At 71.8% G+C, this 17,039-nt stretch carries 15 protein-coding genes and 1 pseudogene; 6 read left to right on the top strand and 10 right to left on the bottom strand.

The window, feature by feature from the left end; genetic code table 11:
* Positions 1-75: 75 nt before the first annotated feature.
* The 5 genes from ACFWVP_RS30205 to ACFWVP_RS30185 all read right to left on the bottom strand — a co-directional run bounded on the left by ACFWVP_RS30205 (position 76) and on the right by ACFWVP_RS30185 (position 7,296).
* A complete protein-coding gene (locus ACFWVP_RS30205; RefSeq protein ID WP_384501149.1) occupies positions 76-1,086 on the bottom strand; it encodes a TerC family protein in 1,011 nt (336 codons plus the stop codon).
* Between the two features lie 303 nt (positions 1,087-1,389).
* A complete protein-coding gene (locus ACFWVP_RS30200) occupies positions 1,390-3,363 on the bottom strand; it encodes a TerD family protein (protein WP_384501155.1) in 1,974 nt (657 codons plus the stop codon).
* Positions 3,364-3,553: 190 nt separating this feature from the next.
* A complete protein-coding gene (locus ACFWVP_RS30195; protein ID WP_384501148.1) occupies positions 3,554-4,132 on the bottom strand; it encodes a TerD family protein in 579 nt (192 codons plus the stop codon).
* Between the two features lie 134 nt (positions 4,133-4,266).
* Positions 4,267-6,387, bottom strand: a complete 2,121-nt coding sequence (gene uvrB, locus ACFWVP_RS30190) for an excinuclease ABC subunit UvrB (RefSeq protein ID WP_384501147.1) — start codon at positions 6,385-6,387, stop codon at positions 4,267-4,269.
* 39 nt (positions 6,388-6,426) lie between these two features.
* Positions 6,427-7,296 carry an MHYT domain-containing protein gene (locus ACFWVP_RS30185; protein ID WP_384501146.1) on the bottom strand — a complete coding sequence of 290 codons (870 nt, stop codon included), beginning with the start codon at positions 7,294-7,296 and terminating at the stop codon, positions 6,427-6,429.
* A 213-nt stretch (positions 7,297-7,509) separates the two neighbouring features.
* Here ACFWVP_RS30185 and ACFWVP_RS30180 point away from each other — a divergent pair, with 213 nt between their 5' ends.
* From ACFWVP_RS30180 to ACFWVP_RS30160, 5 genes are read left to right on the top strand one after another with little or no spacing between them, the layout of a single operon-like run.
* Positions 7,510-8,382, top strand: a complete 873-nt coding sequence (locus ACFWVP_RS30180) for a glycerophosphodiester phosphodiesterase (RefSeq protein ID WP_384501145.1) — start codon at positions 7,510-7,512, stop codon at positions 8,380-8,382.
* A gap of 59 nt (positions 8,383-8,441) precedes the next feature.
* Positions 8,442-8,987, top strand: coding sequence for a methylated-DNA--[protein]-cysteine S-methyltransferase (locus ACFWVP_RS30175; protein WP_384501144.1), 546 nt, complete (start codon positions 8,442-8,444; stop codon positions 8,985-8,987).
* Between the two features lie 31 nt (positions 8,988-9,018).
* Entirely contained in the window at positions 9,019-10,335 is a 1,317-nt protein-coding gene (locus ACFWVP_RS30170; RefSeq protein WP_384501143.1) for an MFS transporter, read from the top strand.
* A 60-nt stretch (positions 10,336-10,395) separates the two neighbouring features.
* Positions 10,396-11,343 carry a pseudouridine-5'-phosphate glycosidase gene (locus ACFWVP_RS30165; protein ID WP_384501142.1) on the top strand — a complete coding sequence of 316 codons (948 nt, stop codon included), beginning with the start codon at positions 10,396-10,398 and terminating at the stop codon, positions 11,341-11,343.
* Positions 11,340-12,233 (top strand): carbohydrate kinase family protein, encoded by an 894-nt coding sequence (locus ACFWVP_RS30160; protein ID WP_384501141.1) that lies wholly within the window; start codon positions 11,340-11,342, stop codon positions 12,231-12,233. Before ACFWVP_RS30165 ends, ACFWVP_RS30160 begins: the two co-directional genes overlap by 4 nt.
* 58 nt (positions 12,234-12,291) lie before the next feature.
* Here the strand turns inward: ACFWVP_RS30160 and ACFWVP_RS30155 are convergent, their stop codons facing one another.
* The 4 genes and pseudogenes from ACFWVP_RS30155 to ureG form a co-directional block, all read right to left on the bottom strand.
* A complete protein-coding gene (locus tag ACFWVP_RS30155) occupies positions 12,292-12,933 on the bottom strand; it encodes a uridine kinase (protein WP_384501140.1) in 642 nt (213 codons plus the stop codon).
* A 58-nt stretch (positions 12,934-12,991) separates the two neighbouring features.
* A complete protein-coding gene (locus ACFWVP_RS30150; RefSeq protein WP_384501139.1) occupies positions 12,992-14,356 on the bottom strand; it encodes an ammonium transporter in 1,365 nt (454 codons plus the stop codon).
* Between the two features lie 61 nt (positions 14,357-14,417).
* Entirely contained in the window at positions 14,418-15,383 is a 966-nt protein-coding gene (locus ACFWVP_RS30145) for an urease accessory protein UreD (protein WP_384501138.1), read from the bottom strand.
* 1 nt (position 15,384) lies between these two features.
* A pseudogene (gene ureG, locus ACFWVP_RS30140) lies at positions 15,385-15,909 on the bottom strand (urease accessory protein UreG); the annotation flags it as partial.
* A gap of 120 nt (positions 15,910-16,029) precedes the next feature.
* Here ureG and ACFWVP_RS30135 point away from each other — a divergent pair.
* Positions 16,030-16,455 (top strand): fluoride efflux transporter FluC, encoded by a 426-nt coding sequence (locus ACFWVP_RS30135; RefSeq protein WP_384501137.1) that lies wholly within the window; start codon positions 16,030-16,032, stop codon positions 16,453-16,455.
* Positions 16,456-16,513: 58 nt separating this feature from the next.
* Here ACFWVP_RS30135 and ACFWVP_RS30130 read toward each other — a convergent pair whose 3' ends face one another.
* Positions 16,514-17,005 (bottom strand): cupin domain-containing protein, encoded by a 492-nt coding sequence (locus ACFWVP_RS30130; protein ID WP_384501136.1) that lies wholly within the window; start codon positions 17,003-17,005, stop codon positions 16,514-16,516.
* Positions 17,006-17,039: the final 34 nt, after the last annotated feature.

The raw sequence follows: 17,039 nt of genomic DNA, 5'->3' as shown, positions 1-17,039 counted from the left end.
CGGGAGCCCTTTCGGGTCCCGGCCGCCGCCGTCCGTCCGACCGCCTTCAGGCTGTCGCCCTCGGGCTGCCGTCGGCTACTTCTCGACGCCGATGTTCTCGCTCTCGTCGTCGGCCGTCTTCTCCGACACGGCCTTCTCGGCCGCCTCCTGCTTCTTGTTGGCGATCAGGCTGGTGATCGTGGTGATCACCAGGACGCCGCAGATGACGGTGAGGGAGAACGGGATGGAGATCTCGGGGACGTGCACCCCGGACTCGTGCAGTGCGTGCAGCACCAGCTTCACGCCGATGAATCCGAGGATCACCGAGAGCCCGTAGCTGAGGTGGACCAGCTTCTTCAGCAGACCGCCGATGAGGAAGTACAGCTGCCGCAGGCCCATCAGGGCGAACGCGTTGGCGGTGAAGACGATGTACGGGTCCTGGGTCAGGCCGAAGATCGCGGGGATGGAGTCCAGTGCGAACAGCACATCGGTGGTGCCGATGGCGAGCATGACCACCATGAGCGGGGTCAGGACGCGCTTGCCGTTGTTCCGGATGAAGAGCTTCGTCCCGTGGTACCTGTCGGCGACACCGAAGCGGTGCTCGATCGACTTCAGGAGGCGGTTCTCCTCGAAGTCGTCCTCCTCCTCGCCGGCCCGCGCCTCCTGGATCAGCTTCCAGGCGGTGTAGATGAGGAACGCGCCGAAGATGTAGAAGACCCACGAGAAGTTGGCGATGACCGCGGCACCGGCGGCGATGAAGATCGCTCGCAGCACCAGGGCGATCAGCACACCGAAGAGCAGCACCCGCTGCTGGAGGTGGGAGGGCACCGAGAACTTCGCCATGATCAGGACGAAGACGAAGAGATTGTCCACGCTGAGTGACTTCTCGGTGATGAAGCCGGCGAAGAATTCGCCTGAGGCCTGGCTTTCGCCGGCGACCAGCAGACCGAGTCCGAAGAGCACGGCCAGCGCGATCCAGACGATCGTCCAGATTCCGGCTTCCTTGGTCGACACGTCATGGGGCTTGCGCCCGATGAAGAAGTCGACGGCGATGAGGGCGACGAGACCAAGAATGGTCAGCGTCCAAAGGGTCCATGAAACGTCCACTGCGCCTCCGGCAGTTCGCTACGGCTATAGATCAGCGTCGTCGCTGCCGGAGGTCTCTTCCACCCAGGACGCGCGGGCTGCGCGCCGGGCCGACGCCCCGGGACCGGTCACAGTCCGTACTGACGGGAACGCCGCGATCGGGAGTACTCCCCTCCGCTCGAAGAACAGTACAGGAAACACCAAGATTAGGTAAAGCCGCAGGCAAAGGATGACCAAAACGCCAGGTCATGGGCCTTTGCCTTGCTCTCCTCAGCCGGTAGCCGGTAGCCGGTGGCCGTCAGCGGTGACCGGTCCGGCCCCTCCTCAGCGGTAGCCGACGCGGCGCGCCGCGGCCACCAGCGCGAGGACCTGCTCCACCACACGGCTCCCCTGCGGCGCCCTCAGCGGCTCGTACGTCCAGGCGTGACCCACCCACGGGTCGGCGAGGTGGTCGTCCGCCACGGGGGTGATCCGCAGCAGCGACCGCCACAGCGGGTCGAGCACCGGTCCGTAGGCGCGGGCGTCCTCACGGTCGGCGACCATCAGCAGGTGTACGCCCACGGCGGGACCCTCGTCGGCGAGATAGCGCAACTGGGTGACGGCCCGGTCGTCGAAGCCGTGCGGGAAGTCGTTGACGATCAGCAGCTGCTCGCCGGTGTCCAGGTCCGGCGGGAGCGAGTCGGCGGCACCGGCCCTGATCGCCATCTGCACCAGGTCGACGCGCCGGGTGAGGTGGGCGAGCACGGAGGCCACTCCCCGGGCTCCGGCGGCTGGCGGCCCGGTGAGCACCCCGGAGCCGGTCAGCGGGGCGAGCGCGGCGGCGGCGGAACCCGCGGGATCGATGACGTGCACCGAGAACTCGTCCGCCGGGTAGACGGCGAGCAGCCGGGCGGCCAGGGCGACCGCGGTCTCCACGCCCAGTCGGCGCAGCTCGTCGCCGTCCGTCGAGGCGGAGGCCTCGGAGGCCGTACGGCCGCTGTCGATCCAGATCCCGCGCTCCAGCGGCAGCCGTACCAGGAGCGGGATACGCAGGTCGGCGCGCTCCGGCAGGTGCAGGTCGCCGATGCGCAGCGCCATGGGGATCTCCATCGGCACGCGGTAGCCGTGCCAGACGGGGTTGTCCCAGCCCGCGTACGCGGCGGGGAGCGCGGGCTCCACCACGGCGCACTCGGCGGCGAGCTGGACCAGGTCGCGGTCCAGGGCCTCACGGGCCCGGGTGGTGAGTTCGTCGCGCTTGGCCCTGGCCGCCTCCCGGGCCCGGTCGCCCGCGCCGCCGATCCGGCTGCGCGGGTCGGAGAGAGCCCGGTCGAGCTCCTGGTCCATCCGGGACTCGGCGAAGTCGACGGCGCTGCGGTAGGCGGCGACGGCGCGGGCCAGGTCCTCGAACATGCCCCAGATCTGGTTGTACAGGCGCTCGTCCATGGACCAGCCGGTGGCGTCACCGGCGACGGGCCGCGCGGGCTGTCCGGGGGCGGCGGGCGGGGCCGTCGGAGGGGGCGGGGGCGGGGGCGGGGCGGAGGTCTGTCGGCGCGGGTGCGCGTAGTTGACGGGGCCGCCCGGCGTGGGGTCCGCGGCCGGTGCCGGGGAGGGCTCCCCGAGCGGGTCGGAGCCCGGGGCGGGGTGCCGGTCGCCGGTCACGGGCGGCCCGGGCGGCCGCCCGCCGCCCGCCGACGGTGCGGGACGGGAGGGGTGGCGGACGCGCTCACCGTCCGGGGTGCGGGGCGGCGGGGGTGCCACGGAGCGGGCGAGCCCGGAAACGACGGCCTCCTGTATCGAGGCGGCGAGCTCCGCGGCGCGGGCCACGCCCTGGTCGGCGAGCATCCCGGCCAGTCCGGCGGCGTAGCCCTGGCCGACGGCGCGGACCTTCCAGACGCCCTGGCGGCGGTAGAGCTCCAGGGCCGTGACGGCGGACTCCGCGTCCAGGCCCGTGAGGGTGAAGGTGGCGATCTCGGTGCCGTCGAGTCCGGTGACGGCGACGAACGGCGCGGCGACCGAGCCGAACGTGACGGGCCGGCCGGTCCCCAGGGGGAGGGCCAGGAGCACGGTGACGCGGTGCACCGCGTCAGGCAGGGCGTCGAGGTCCACCGCGAGCCGGTGGTCGGCCGCGGCCTGCCGGGAGACCTCCAGTCCGGGGAGCTGCGGCGATCCGGGGTGGACGATCCACTCGGCGCCGTGGACCGTGCCCCGCTCGTCCCCGAGAGTTGCCCCGGCCACGACGGGGGATCCCGCCGACACCCTGATCTCCAGACGGGTCTGGGGCAACGTGTGGTTCTGCCCCCGGACCAGCTCGGCCGTCATCGCCCTGTCCCCTCGACGTTCCTTGTGGTGCCCTGCCATGGGCGCAGCTCCCGGCGGCGGATGCCTCCGGGAGCTGCGCGTACAGATGTGGACCGGGTCCGGTGGGGACCGGCCGTGTCCCGCGTGCCCGGTGGTTCCCGTCCGGACCGTGCCGGGCTCACGGGGTCCGGCCCGAGCCGGACGGAAGGCCCTAGAGGTGCGGCAGGATCGACGGCATCAGGTCCTGGAAGGTCCGGCCGTTGGCCGGGTTGCCGAGGGCGGTCATCTGCCAGCCACCGCCCGCGCGGTGCACCTTCGCCATGATCTGCGCCGTGTACTGCCCGCCGCCGTCGAGCGTGTAGCGGGCGAGCTCCTGGCCGTTGGTCTCGTCGACGATGCGGCAGAAGGCGTTCTGCACCTCCTGGAACGTCTGGCCGGTGAAGGAGTTCACCGTGAAGACGATCTGGTCGATGTGGACCGGAACGCGCTGCAGGTCGACCAGGACCGCCTCGTCGTCGCCGCCCGAGCCGGCACCGCCGACCAGGTTGTCACCGGTGTGCTTGACCGAGCCGTCGTCGCTGACGAGGTGGCGGAAGAAGACGACGTCCACCGGCTGCTTGTCGGCGAAGAGCACCGCCGAGGCGTCCAGGTCGATCTCCCGCGTGCGCGAGCCGAACAGTCCGCGGCGCGGAGCCGCCTGCCAGCCGAGCCCCATCCGTACCGCGGTCAGGGCCCCCCCGTCGCTCTTCTGCAGGCTGATGGCCTGACCCTTGGTCATGTTGACCGTCACGCGCTGTCCCCTCTCCGCTGCTGCCCCGCAACCGTCCGTGTGCGGTTTCCCCGAACCCTACGCAGTCCGGTGCGGGCGACAGGAGGGATGGGCCGTTTTTGTGTCGTTCTTGCAACACACCTCGTGCGCAGGGGTCAGGCCAGGCCCGCCTCCCTCATCTGTCGCAGTTCCTTCTTCAGTTCCCCCACCTCGTCGCGCAGTCGGGCGGCGACCTCGAACTGCAGGTCGGCGGCGGCGGCGCGCATGCGGTCCGTCATCTCCTCGATGATCCCGGCGAGCTCCGTGGCGGGCCGGTCGGTGACGACCGCGCCGTCCTTCTTCGCCTTGCCCCCCGTGGCCGCCCTGCCGCCCAGGGAGGGGACGGGTGCCTTGGTGTCCTTGCCCTGCCGGTAGCCGGTGCCGAGCAGCTGCTCGGTGTCGACCTCCTCGCGGGCGATGGACGCGACGATGTCGTTGATCTTCTTGCGGAGCGGCTGAGGGTCGACGCCCCGCTCGGTGTTGTACGCGATCTGCTTCTCACGGCGGCGATTGGTCTCGTCGATGGCCTGCGCCATCGCGGGGGTGATCTTGTCCGCGTACATATGGACCTGGCCGGAGACGTTACGGGCGGCGCGTCCGATGGTCTGGATCAGCGAGGTGCCCGACCGCAGGAAGCCCTGCTTGTCCGCGTCGAGGATGGCCACGAGCGACACCTCGGGCAGGTCGAGGCCCTCACGCAGCAGGTTGATGCCGACCAGCACGTCGTACTCACCGGAGCGCAGCTCGCGCAGCAGCTCGATGCGGCGCAGGGTGTCGACGTCGCTGTGCAGGTAGCGGACCTGGATGCCGAGCTCCAGGAAGTAGTCCGTGAGGTCCTCGGACATCTTCTTGGTCAGGGTGGTGACCAGGACCCGCTCGTCCTTCTCGGTCCGCTTGCGGATCTCGTGCACCAGGTCGTCGATCTGGCCCTCGGTGGGCTTGACGACGACCTCCGGGTCGACGAGTCCGGTGGGGCGGATGATCTGCTCCACGAAGCCGTCGCCCCGGGAGAGCTCGTACTTCCCCGGGGTGGCGGAGAGGTAGACGGTCTGGTCGATCCTGCCCAGGAACTCCTCCCACTTCAGCGGCCGGTTGTCCAGGGCGGACGGCAGCCGGAAGCCGTGGTCGACGAGGGTCCGCTTTCGGGAGGCGTCGCCCTCGTACATCGCGCCGATCTGCGGCACGGTGACGTGCGACTCGTCCAGCACGAGGAGGAAGTCCTCGGGGAAGTAGTCGAGGAGGGTGTTGGGGGCGGTGCCGGGGTCACGGCCGTCGAAGTGCATCGAGTAGTTCTCGACACCGGAGCAGGTGCCGATCTGGCGGAGCATCTCGATGTCGTACGTCGTGCGCATGCGCAGCCTCTGGGCCTCCAGCATCTTGCCCTGCTTCTCCAGCTCGGCGAGGCGCTGCTCCAGCTCCTTCTCGATGCCGGCGACCGCCTTCTCCATGCGCTCGGGACCCGCCACGTAGTGGCTGGCGGGGAAGACGTGCAGCGACTCGTCCTCGCTGATGACCTCGCCGGTGAGCGGGTGGAGGGTGGAGAGGGCCTCGATCTCGTCGCCGAACATCTCGATGCGGACGGCGAGCTCCTCGTAGACCGGGAAGATCTCGATGGTGTCGCCGCGCACCCGGAAGGTGCCCCGGGTGAACGCCAGGTCGTTGCGGGTGTACTGGATCTCGACGAAACGGCGCAGGAGCTGGTCGCGGTCGATCTCGTCGCCGACCTTGAGCTGGACCATCCGGTCCACGTACTCCTGGGGCGTGCCGAGGCCGTAGATGCAGGAGACGGAGGCCACCACGACGACGTCGCGCCGGGTGAGCAGCGAATTCGTGGCGGAGTGGCGCAGCCGCTCGACCTCCTCGTTGATCGAGGAGTCCTTCTCGATGTAGGTGTCCGACTGCGGGACGTACGCCTCGGGCTGGTAGTAGTCGTAGTACGAGACGAAGTACTCGACGGCGTTGTTCGGGAGGAGCTCGCGGAACTCGTTGGCCAGCTGGGCGGCCAGCGTCTTGTTCGGTGCCATCACCAGGGTGGGGCGCTGCAGCTTCTCGATCATCCAGGCCGTCGTCGCCGACTTGCCGGTGCCGGTCGCGCCGAGGAGCACGACGTCCTTCTCCCCGGCGCGGACGCGCCGCTCCAGCTCGGCGATGGCCGCGGGCTGGTCACCGCTGGGCTGGTAGGGACTGATGACCTCGAAAGGCGCCATCGAGCGTTCGATCTTCGAAACTGGCCGCATGCAACCACCGTACGACCCACCACTGACAACGGGGGCGGATCAGCTGTTCCGCGGCCGCCGGTACCCCCTGCCGGCGGGGGCGCCGTCGGACGTGCGGCGGCGCTGGGAAGGGATGGCGGTGACCCGTCCGGGGCCGCGGGGGGCGTGGCCGGGCCCGCCGGTGGCACCGCGGGGCTCCCCCGTGACCGCGAGGGGGTCGAACAGCACGATCACCGCGGCGAGGAGCAGGAAGCAGCCCGGGCCGATCATCATCGGGATCAGCAGTGCGGTGGGTGAGTCGGCCGCCGCGCCCGGTACGGCGGCGGGATGCAGGTGCACCTGGAGCGCGGCCATTCCGGTGTAGTGCATCCCGCTCACCGCGACGCCCATGACCACGCTCGCGCCGAGGCTGGGCAGGAAGCCCTGGATGGAGACGGCGGCCCACAGCGCGACGGTCGCGGCCACCACGGCGATCAGGACGGACAGCGAGACCGTGAACGTGTCGTAGGTGAACTCGCCCTCGAAGCGCATTCCGGCCATGCCGAGGTAGTGCATGGAGGCGACGCCGAGGCCGGTGATCGTGCCGCCGGTGACCAGCGCCATGCGGGTCGCGCCCCGGTAGCCGACGAGGAAGATCCCGATCCCGACCATGACGACGGCCACGGCGAGACTGGCGAACGTGAGCGGCCTGTCGTAGCTCATCGTCGTCCGCTCGACGCTGAAGCCCACCATGGCGATGAAGTGCATCGTCCAGATGCCCGAGCCTATGGAGGTCGCCCCGAGGGCGAGCCAGCCCGCTCTGGTGGCGCCCCGCGTGCGCAGGGAGCGCGTGGTGCAGCGAAGGCCGAGAGCCGCGCCGAGGCATGCCATGAGGAATGCCGCGACCGGGGTCACGAGGCCGTAACTGAATCCGTCAACTGTGCCCTGCATGCTGGTACGCCCTTCGCGGAGGCCCGGGTTCGGGGGTGACCCTAAGGGGCAAGGCCCGGCAAGCAAACATAAGAACGGCATTTTATCCGCCTGCGTGGCGGCCGACGCTCCGGTCCCCGACAACGCGTTCACATGATGGTCAACATCGGCCTGCCGTCCGTTGGGTACGGGCTGGGAGTCTGTCCCTGCCCCACCCCGACGCGAGGAGTACACGTGTCCGTACGCACAGCAACCGCCTCCATCGCGGCCGCCGCCCTGCTCGGCGGCTGCGTCCTGCTGCCCGCCGCACAGGCGCAGGCCGAGGGCCACCGGCCCGGCCCGGTCGTCTTCGCCCACCGCGGGGCGTCGGCCTACGCCCCGGAGAACACCCTGGCGGCCGTGGACGCGGCCGACGACCTCGGCATCACCTGGGTGGAGAACGACGTGCAGCTCACCAGGGACGGCGTGCTGGTCGTGGTGCACGACACCGACCTGAGGCGGACCACCGACGCCGAGCAGGTCTACCCCGACCGCGCGCCCTGGGCGGTCAAGGACTTCACCGCGGCGGAGATCGCGAGGCTGGACGCGGGCAGCTGGTTCGGGGAGCGGTTCACGGGCGCCCGGGTGCCGACGCTCGCCCGGTATCTGCACCGGGTGGAGCGCAACCACCAGAAGCTGCTCCTGGAGATCAAGTCCCCGCAGACCTACCCGGGGATCGAGCGGGAGACCCTGCGCGTCCTGCGCGCGCAGGGGTGGCTCGACCGCGAACACGTGAAGCACCGGCTGGTCGTCCAGAGCTTCGGTGCGGAGAGTGTGAAATCTGTCCACGCGCAGCGCCCCGACGTCGTGACGGGCTTCCTGGGCACCCCCGCGCCGGCCGATCTGCCGTCGTACGCGGCGTTCACCGACCAGATCAATCCGTCGTACGCGTCGATCGACGCCGACTACGTCGCCGCGGTGCAGAAGCTGAAGGGCGCCCACGGCAAGCCGCTGCGGGTGAACACCTGGACGGTCAACGACGCGGCGAAGGCGGCCGAGGTGGCGGGCTTCGGCGTCGACGGCATCATCACGGACAGCCCCGACGTGGTCCGGGACGCCACCCGCTGAGGGTTCCGCGTACGGCCGGAAACGGCGGGGCTGTCGGTGGCCGCCCGTAGGGTGGTCGCATGGACACCAAGGAGCAGGGCGTGCAGTGGTCAGTCGTGTCCAGCGACATCGGGCCGCTGCTGCTCGCGGCGACGGACGCGGGCCTGGTGAGCGTGGTCTTCCACGCGCGCCCCGGGGTCCGGGACTCGGTGCTCGCGCGGCTGCGGGCTCGGCTGGGCACGGAGCCCGTCCGGGCGCCCGGCTCCGCCCGGCTCGCCGAGCCCGAGCGCCAGTTCGCCGCGTATTTCGCCGGCGACCTGCGGACGTTCTCGCTGGACCTGGACTGGTCGCTCTCCTCCGGATTCAACCGCCAGGTGCTCCGCGAGCTGGCGTCCGGCGTGCCCTACGGCACGGTCGTCGGCTACGGGGACCTCGCGGACCGGGTGGGGCAGCCGGGAGCCGCGCAGGCCGTGGGCGCAGCCATGGGCTCCAACCCCCTGCCGGTGGTGGTGCCCTGCCACCGGGTGGTGGAGAGCGGCGGCGGGCTCGGCGGGTTCGGCGGCGGGCTGGAGACCAAGCGGCAGCTGCTCGCCCTCGAGGGGATCCTCCCGCAACCGCTGTTCTAGGTACCGGCGCCCGCGCAGGGCCGGATACCCGATGTCGCACCGGTGCGCGAGCTGGCACACTGCGGCGGTGACGAGCGCCCCGATCACCCCCCGGATCACGGCCGCGGACCTGCCTGCCCTGCGGCGCAGGACATCCGCGGTCCTCATCGGCAGCCAGATACTCGGCGGCCTCGGCGTGGCCATCGGTATCGCCCTGGCCCCTGTGCTGGCGGCGGAGGTGAGCGGCTCCGAGGCACTGTCCGGGCTCGCTCCCACCTCTTCCGTGGCGGGTACGGCACTGCTGTCCCTGCCGCTGGCCGCCCTGATGACCTCGCGTGGCCGGCGCCCCGGACTCGTCCTCGCCTATCTGATCGGGGCCCTGGGCGCGGCCCTGGTGGTGACCGCCGCGGTGGTGGACAGCTTCCCGCTGCTGCTCCTCGGCATGGCGGGGTTCGGCGCCGGTTCGTCGGCCAATCTCCAGGCCAGGTTCGCCGCGGCCGATCTCGCCGAGCCGGACCGTCGCGGCCGGGCGATCTCCACGGTCATCTGGGCCACCACGATCGGTTCGGTGCTCGGCCCGAACATCTCGGCTCCGGCCGGCCGGATCTTCCGGGGCACCTCCGTGCCCGAGACGGCCGGCCCGTTCGCCTGGGCCGCCGTCATCTTCCTGCTCACCGGCATCGTGGTCGCCGTCCTGCTGCGCCCCGATCCGCTGCTCACCGCCCGCGCCCTGGCGCCGCAGGACACCGGGGCGGCCACGAAGCGCTCCCTGCGGGCGGGCGTCGCGGCGGTGCGGGCCTCCCCGATGGCCCGGCTGGCGCTGGTGACCGTCGCCGTGTCCCACACCGCCATGGTCTCGATCATGGTGATGACCCCGGTCCACCTCGGGCACCACGGTGCGGACATCCAGCTGATCGGGCTGGTCATCAGCGGCCACATCGCGGGCATGTACGCGTTCTCCCCGGTGATGGGCTGGCTCTCCGACCGGGTGGGGAGGCTGTCCGTCATCGGGCTGTCCGTCGGGCTGCTGTGCTGCGCCGCCCTGCTGGCCGGTACCTCGGGCGCGGGCCACGGCCGGACCGCCGCGGGCCTGTTCGTCCTGGGTCTGGGCTGGTCGGCGGGTCTGGTCGCCGGTTCGGCGCTGCTCACCGACTCGGTGCCGCAGGCCGCCCGGGCGGCGGTGCAGGGCCTATCGGACCTCACGATGAACGCGGCGGCGGGCATCGGCGGCGCGGTCGCCGGAGTGATCGTCTCCCGGCTGAGCTACGGCTGGCTGAACATGACCGCCGCCTGCCTGCTGCTGCCGATGGCCGCGCTCGCCCTGCGGCGGGCGCCGAACCGGCCGTCCCCGGTGGCCGAGAAGGCCTGAGGGCCCGCCCGGCTCCGCCGTCCGGGTTTGCGGGCACCGCGCCTGCGACAGGGATGGGGCATGCATCGGAACCCATCGGCATCCACGTCGCAGGAAACCGGCCGCCACACCCCCGTGCTCTCCGCCGAGGTGCGGGAGGCACTCGCCGGAGGGCGCCCCGTCGTCGCCCTGGAGTCGACGATCATCGCGCACGGTCTGCCCCGCCCCCGCAATCTCCGGGTCGCGGAGGAGCTGGAGGAAATCGTACGCGAGGCGGGTGCCGTACCCGCCACGGTCGCCGTGCTGGACGGCCGGGCCCATGTGGGCCTGGCGGCGGGCCAGTTGGAACGGGTGGCGGCGGACCCGGCGATGCGGAAGCTGGGCCACCGTGACCTGGCGCCCGCGCTGGCCACGGGTGCGAGCGGCGCGACGACCGTGTCCGCGACCGCGTTCCTGGCGGCGCGGGCGGGACTGGGCGTCTTCGCGACCGGCGGGCTCGGCGGCGTACACCGGGAGTGGACCGGGACCCAGGACGAGTCGGCGGATCTCCGGCTGCTCGCCCGGACCGGTATCACGGTGGTCTGCGCGGGCGTGAAGTCGATCCTGGACGTGCCGGCCACCCTCCAGCGCCTGGAGACGCTCGGCGTCGGTGTCCTCGGCTACGGCACGGACCACTTCCCGGGCTTCTACCTGAGCAGTTCGGGCGAACCGGTCGACTGGACGGTCCGTACGCCGCAGGAGGTGGCGAACGTGATGCGGGCCCGGGAGGAGCTCGGCGGTCCCGCCGCGGCGCTGATCGTCGCCAACCCCGTACCGGAGGAGGAGCAGTTGGACCCCGTGGTGCACGACCGGGTGCTCACCCGGGCGCTGGACGCCTGCCGGGAGCGCGGCATCGTGGGACAGGCCGTCACACCGTTCCTGCTGGAGTTCCTGATGCGGGAGACCGACGGCGCGTCCCTGGAGGCCAATCTGGCCGCGGTACGGGGGAATGTGCGGCTCGCCGCGCAGATCGCGGCGGCGGCACGGTGACCGGGGGCGCCCTGCTCGTCGTGGGGGACGTGGTGACCGATGTGGTCGTACGGCACGGTTCGGCGCTGGTCCACGGTACGGACACGCCTGCGCGGATCAGCACGCTGCCGGGCGGTGCCGGTGCGAACGTCGCCTGCTGGGCGACGCGTTCGGGTTGCCGGGACGTACGGCTGCTCGCCCGGGCCGGGGCCGATTCGGCCGACTGGCACCGGGGCGCGCTGGAACGGGCCGGTGTGCGTCCGCTGCTGGCCGTGGACGAGGAGACGCCGACCGGCACGGTCGTCGCCCTGGTCGACTCCTCGGCGGAGCGGACCTTCCTCACCGACGGCGGAGCGGTCCTGCGCCTCTCCCCCGACGACTGGTCGCCGTCGCTGCTGGACGGCGTCACCCGGCTCCACGTCTCCGGTTATCTCCTCTTCGCGGCGACGAGCCGGGCGACGGCGCTCCTCGCGATGCGGGAGGCGGGGCGCCGGGGCGTCCCGGTGAGCGTGGACCCGGCGTCGGCGGGTTTCCTCGCCGGGCTGGGCGCCGGGGTGTTCCTGGACCTGGTCGAGGGGGTGGACCTGCTGCTGCCGAACGCGGACGAGGCCCGCGAGCTGACCGGGCTGCCGGAACCGGCCGACGCGGCGGCGAAGCTCAGTCGGCACGCCGGCCGGGTGGTGGTCACCCTCGGGGACCGGGGCGCCCTGCTGGCGGCCGGGGGCACGGTGGCCGTTCGCGTCCCCGCCCCGGACGTCCGGGACCCGGTCGACTCGACGGGTGCGGGGGACGCCTTCACCGGCGGCTTCCTCGCGGCCCTCCTGGCGGGGGCGGACGACGCGACGGCGACCGCGGCCGGCTGCCGGGCGGGGGCCGAGGCGGTCGCGACGGTCGGCGGCCGGCCCGTGTGACGCGCGGGTCCCGGACCGGGGTGCGGCCGGTGTGACGCGCGGGTCCGGACCGCGCGGCCTACCCGCCGAGCCCCGTCCAGGCGGGGTGGTTCGGGTCGTCGGTCCGGACGACCACGTCCGCGCGTTCGGCGGGTGCCGCCTCGTCCTCGTACCGCGCGAAGGCGGGCAGGGTCCAGCGTTCGCCGTCCTCGGTGCGCCGCCGCAGCGCTCCCGCCGACAGGCTCAGATGGACGCCGAGGTCGAACGGGAACCAGTGTCCGAGGAGCAGCGGGCCGTGCAGGATCAGCACTCCGCCCTCGGGCAGGACCCGGTAGGGGCTGCGGGTGGCCCGGTCCGTCACGGGGTCCCAGAGGTCGGGCAGCACCCGGCCGCTGCCGCCGGGTTCCAGCGGGCGGAACACCTCCCGCCACAGCGCGCCGGTGTCGAACCAGCTGTCGGCGTACGCGTCGGGGTCCTGCTTCCCGTATTCGTAGCGCAGGCTCGCCGGGCGCAGGAATCCTCCGGTCGACACGGTGAGGACCGGGCGCCCGCGGGCCCGCAGCGCCCCGGCGACGCGCTCGGCCTGTTCGCCGGGGCGGGCGGCCGGGGCGCCGTCGATGCCGATCCTGAGCCAGGGCCCGCCGTCGGCCGGCTCCTTACCATCGGCGTGCTCGGCGAGGGCTTCGGCCAGCCGTTCCCAGGTGATCGGTTCGAATCGCACCCGTCCATCATGACCCCGCGGCCCCGGCCGACCGCGCGCCCCGGGGTCCCGTGGCCGGTCAGGGCCGGGTGCCCCTGGCCTTCAGCAGGTCGGTGATCTTCCGGATGAGCTCCTCGTCGTTCCTCACCGACGCGCCGGCCGGGGTGCTGCCGGACACCAGTTCCTCGAGTTGTTCGGCGGTCCAGAAGTCGTAGGCCCGCTCCTCCTCCTCGCCGGGGACGTGGCCGTACGGCTCCTTCGCGCGGAATCCGACGGTCAGGTCGACGGCCTTGGCGATGAGCCAGGTCAGGATGAAGGAGAACGCGATGACGGACACGATCGCGACGAGCTGCTTGCCGAGCAGGGCCCAGCCGCCGCCCTCGAAGAGCCCTTTCTGGCCGCTGATCCGCGCGGTGGCGAACAGGCCGACCATGATCAGTCCGACGAACCCTCCGACTCCGTGCACACCGACCACGTCGAGGGTGTCGTCCACGTTGAAGCGGTACTTGAGCGTGATCGCGAAGGCGCAGACCGCGCCGACGACGAGCCCGGTGACGACGGAGCCCAGGGTGTCGATCTCACCGCAGGCGGGGGTGATGGCGACCATGCCCGCGACGGCGGACGAGACGACGCCCATGGTGGTCACCTTGCCGGTGCGCCACTTCTCGACGAGCGGCCAGGTGACCATGGCGCCCGCGGCCCCCAGTTGGGTGTTGATGAACGCGGCGGCCGCGGTGCCCTGGTCGCTCAGTGCGGAACCGGAGTTGAAGCCGAACCAGCCGAACCAGAGGAGTCCGACGCCGATCACGACGAGGGGGATGTTGTTGGGCCGTTCCTCCCGGCGGGCGAAGTCCCGCGGTGCCCGCAGGACGAGTGCCACGGCCAGGCCGGCGACTCCGGAGTTGAGCTCCACGGGCAGACCGCCGGCGAAGTCGAGCGCGCCGAGGTGCCTGACGATCCAGCCGTCCTGGTCGAACACCCAGTGCGCGAGCGGGACGTAGACGATCAGCAGCCACAGGACGACGAAGACGAGCCAGCCCTTCATCGTGGCGCGGTCGGCGATCGATCCGCTGATCAGCGCGACGGTGATGATCGCGAAGCCCATCTGGAACGTGCTGTAGACGTAGGTCGGGATGCGGCCGGTCAGCGTGGTCAGGCCGATGTCGTTCATGAACACGTGGTCGAGGTTGCCGATGAGTCCCGCGCCTCCGACATCGGGGCCGAACGCCAGCGTGTAGCCGATCACCCACCAGGCGAGCGTGCCGAAGGCGAGCGCGGCGAAGCTCATCTTGATCATCATCAGGACGTGTCTGGTGCGCACCATGCCGCCGTAGAAGAACGCCAGTCCCGGCGTCATCAGCAGCACCATCGCGGTGGCGGCGAGCAGCCAGGCGGTGTCCCCGGAGTCGTACGCGGGTGGCATCGGCGCGGGAGCGGTGTTCATCTGCGGTACCTCGTCGGGGTGTCGTGGGGGCGGGGGGTGCCGGGCCGGGGTAGGGAGCGCGCTACGGCTTGCGGGTGGCGGGCGCCGGGCGGCCGGTGAGGAGTCGGTGCACGGCGTGCCAGGCGGCGGTGTGCGCGGCGGCTACCCGCACGGGGCTGTCGTCCAGGAGCCGCAGCCAGGCGCCGCAGTCCCGCGGCAGCACGCTCACCCCGTACAGGACGCCGTATCCGGCCAGTGCCGTGTGCAGGGTGTCGGCGATCTCGGAGGCCGGGGCGCGGTCGCTCACGACGAAGAGCGAGGAGACGTGGTCGTGGCCGGCGAACACCCCGGGGCCCACGACTCCGGTGCCGGCCGTCGCCACGCCCGTCTCCAGGCGCAGGGTGTCGAGGGCGAGGAGGGTGCCGTCGGGCCGGGCGATGCGCAGATCCGCCGCGAGGACCCGGTAGTCGTGGCGTTCCCCGCGCGCGAGCCGCCCGGCCGTGACGGTGTCCCCGAGGAGGACGGTGGCGCCCGGGGCGACCGTGACCTCGTTGCGCTGGTAGAACCGCGCGTCCTTGAACGGGATCACGGGGTCCGGCAGGTACTCGACGTAGGAGTCCTCGTCCGCCGTGATGTGCACCCGCTGGCTCGCGTAGTCGTGCTCCATCCGGAAGACCTTGGTGGCGGCCTGGGTGGTGAGGTGGACCTCACTGCCCGGGCCGCAGCGGAAGTCCATCCGGTAGCGGTCCGCCTGGGCGACACCGCCGCCGGTCGCCATCAGGCAGACGTACGCCATGCCGGGCATGGCCGGGTCGGTCCACAGCGGCCGCATGATCTGCAGGGGCGACTTCTGGTAGCGCTCGACGAGTTCGGTGCGCCCACCCCGTACGGCGAACGCCAGGTCGAGGATGCCCACCTTGGCCGGGGAGCCGGGGGCGAGCGTGTCCGGTACGGAGGCCAGGGCCGCCACCTCCGGGGGGAGGCGGACGGCGCTGTAGTAGCCGGGGACGAGACGGTCGGGCCTGGTGCGGAGCGGGGTGGGCGGCACGTCAGATCAGCACCTTGCGGCGTGACTCGATGTAGCCGAGGACGTCGTCGACGCCGACCCCTGTCAGGCAGTCCGTGAGCACGACGGGGCGGTTCTCGCGGACCCGGTGGGCGTCGGACTCCATGATGCCGATGTCGGTACGTACGTACTTGGCGATGTCGATCTTGTTGATGACGAGCAGGTCCGAGTCGGTGATTCCCGGCCCCCGTTTGCGGGGCATCTTCTCGCCCTCGGCGGTGTCCAGGACGAAGAGGAAGATGTCGACGAGGGCGGGGCTGAAGGTGAGCGTGAGGTTGTCGCCGCCGGACTCGTAGAAGAGCGTGTCCGTGTCGGGAAAGCGCTCCAGCATCTCGGCGCCGGCCGCGAGGTTCATCGTGGGGTCGTCGCGTACGGCGGTGTGCGGGCAGGCTCCCGTCTCGACGCCGACGACGCGTTCCGGTTCGAGGATCCCCTCCAGGGTGCGCCGGATGTGCTGGGCGTCCTCCTGTGTGTAGATGTCGTTGGTGATGACGGAGGGGCGGTGGCCGCTCCCCGCGGTGGGGTGCATGCTGCTGACGGTCGTGGCCGCCCTGGCCGCGGTGACGGCGGGTGCCGTCGCCGCGCACGCCGCCCTCGGACATGGCGACCGTTCCCAGGGCGGTGCGTGATGACCGACTGGCTGCTCGTGATCGCGGGCGCCCTCGTCGGGGCGCCGCTGCGCTATCTGCTCGGGGTGGACGCCAAGTTCCGCCTCCACAGCGCCTTCCCGTGGGGCACGTTCGCGGCCAACGCGAGCGCCGCGCTGGTGCTGGGATTCGTCGCGCAAGGGGCCACGGACGGCGACCTCGGACCACGGCTCCAGCTCCTGCTGGCCACCGGCTTCTGCGGCGCGCTGTCGACCTGGTCGACCTTCTCCTACGAACTGCTGACCCTGAGCTCGGCCCGCAGGCTGGGGCAGGCCGGGGGCTATCTGCTGCTCAGCGTCGGGGCGGGGGTGGGGCTCTCCTTCGCCGGCGCGGCGGTGGCGGACGCGGTGTTCCAGGCCGGACGCGGTCTTCCGATCCGGACCGGTCGCCCGAGCCGGACGCTGTGAAGCCGGTCCCGGAACCGTGCCCTTCGCGGCACCGTTCCGGGCCCCCGGCGGAACGTTCCTACGCGACCGGGCAGTCCACCGCGTCGGCGTCGTCGGACAGTTCGCTGCCCTCGGGAAGCAGATAGGTCACCCACAGCACGACGGGTTCCGTGCCGTGGTTGCGCCCGATGTGCCGGTGGTCGACGCCGGACGGCTCGATGAACGACGTCCCCGCGGGTGTCACCTCGACCGAGCAGTCGTCGAGGGTCCGGGTCAGCGTCCCGGCCTTGACGACGACGATCAGCTGTCCGCGGTGGGTGTGCCAGCCGGTGGAGCCGCCCGGTTCCACGGTGATCTTCCGGAAGGTCACCTCCGTGCGGCCCTTGGGTGCCTTCACCTTGAGCCTGCCCTCGGACGTGCCCTCGGCGACGACGGTGGCGCTCACCCCGCTGCCCGGTGTCGCGACCGCCGCCGCCGGCACGAGGCCGAGCATCGCCACACAGATAGCCACGAGCATGACCTCGCGCAGTGTCACCCGCTTCTTCGCACCGATCGCGCCATCGAACCTCATGACCGACTCCCTCGGTATCCGGGCCCATCGAACG

This window comes from Streptomyces sp. NPDC058637, assembly GCF_042717325.1.
GTDB lineage: Bacteria > Actinomycetota > Actinomycetes > Streptomycetales > Streptomycetaceae > Streptomyces.
The sequence above is the reverse complement of the archived record's forward strand: the minus strand, read 5'-3'. Positions and strand labels throughout refer to the sequence as shown.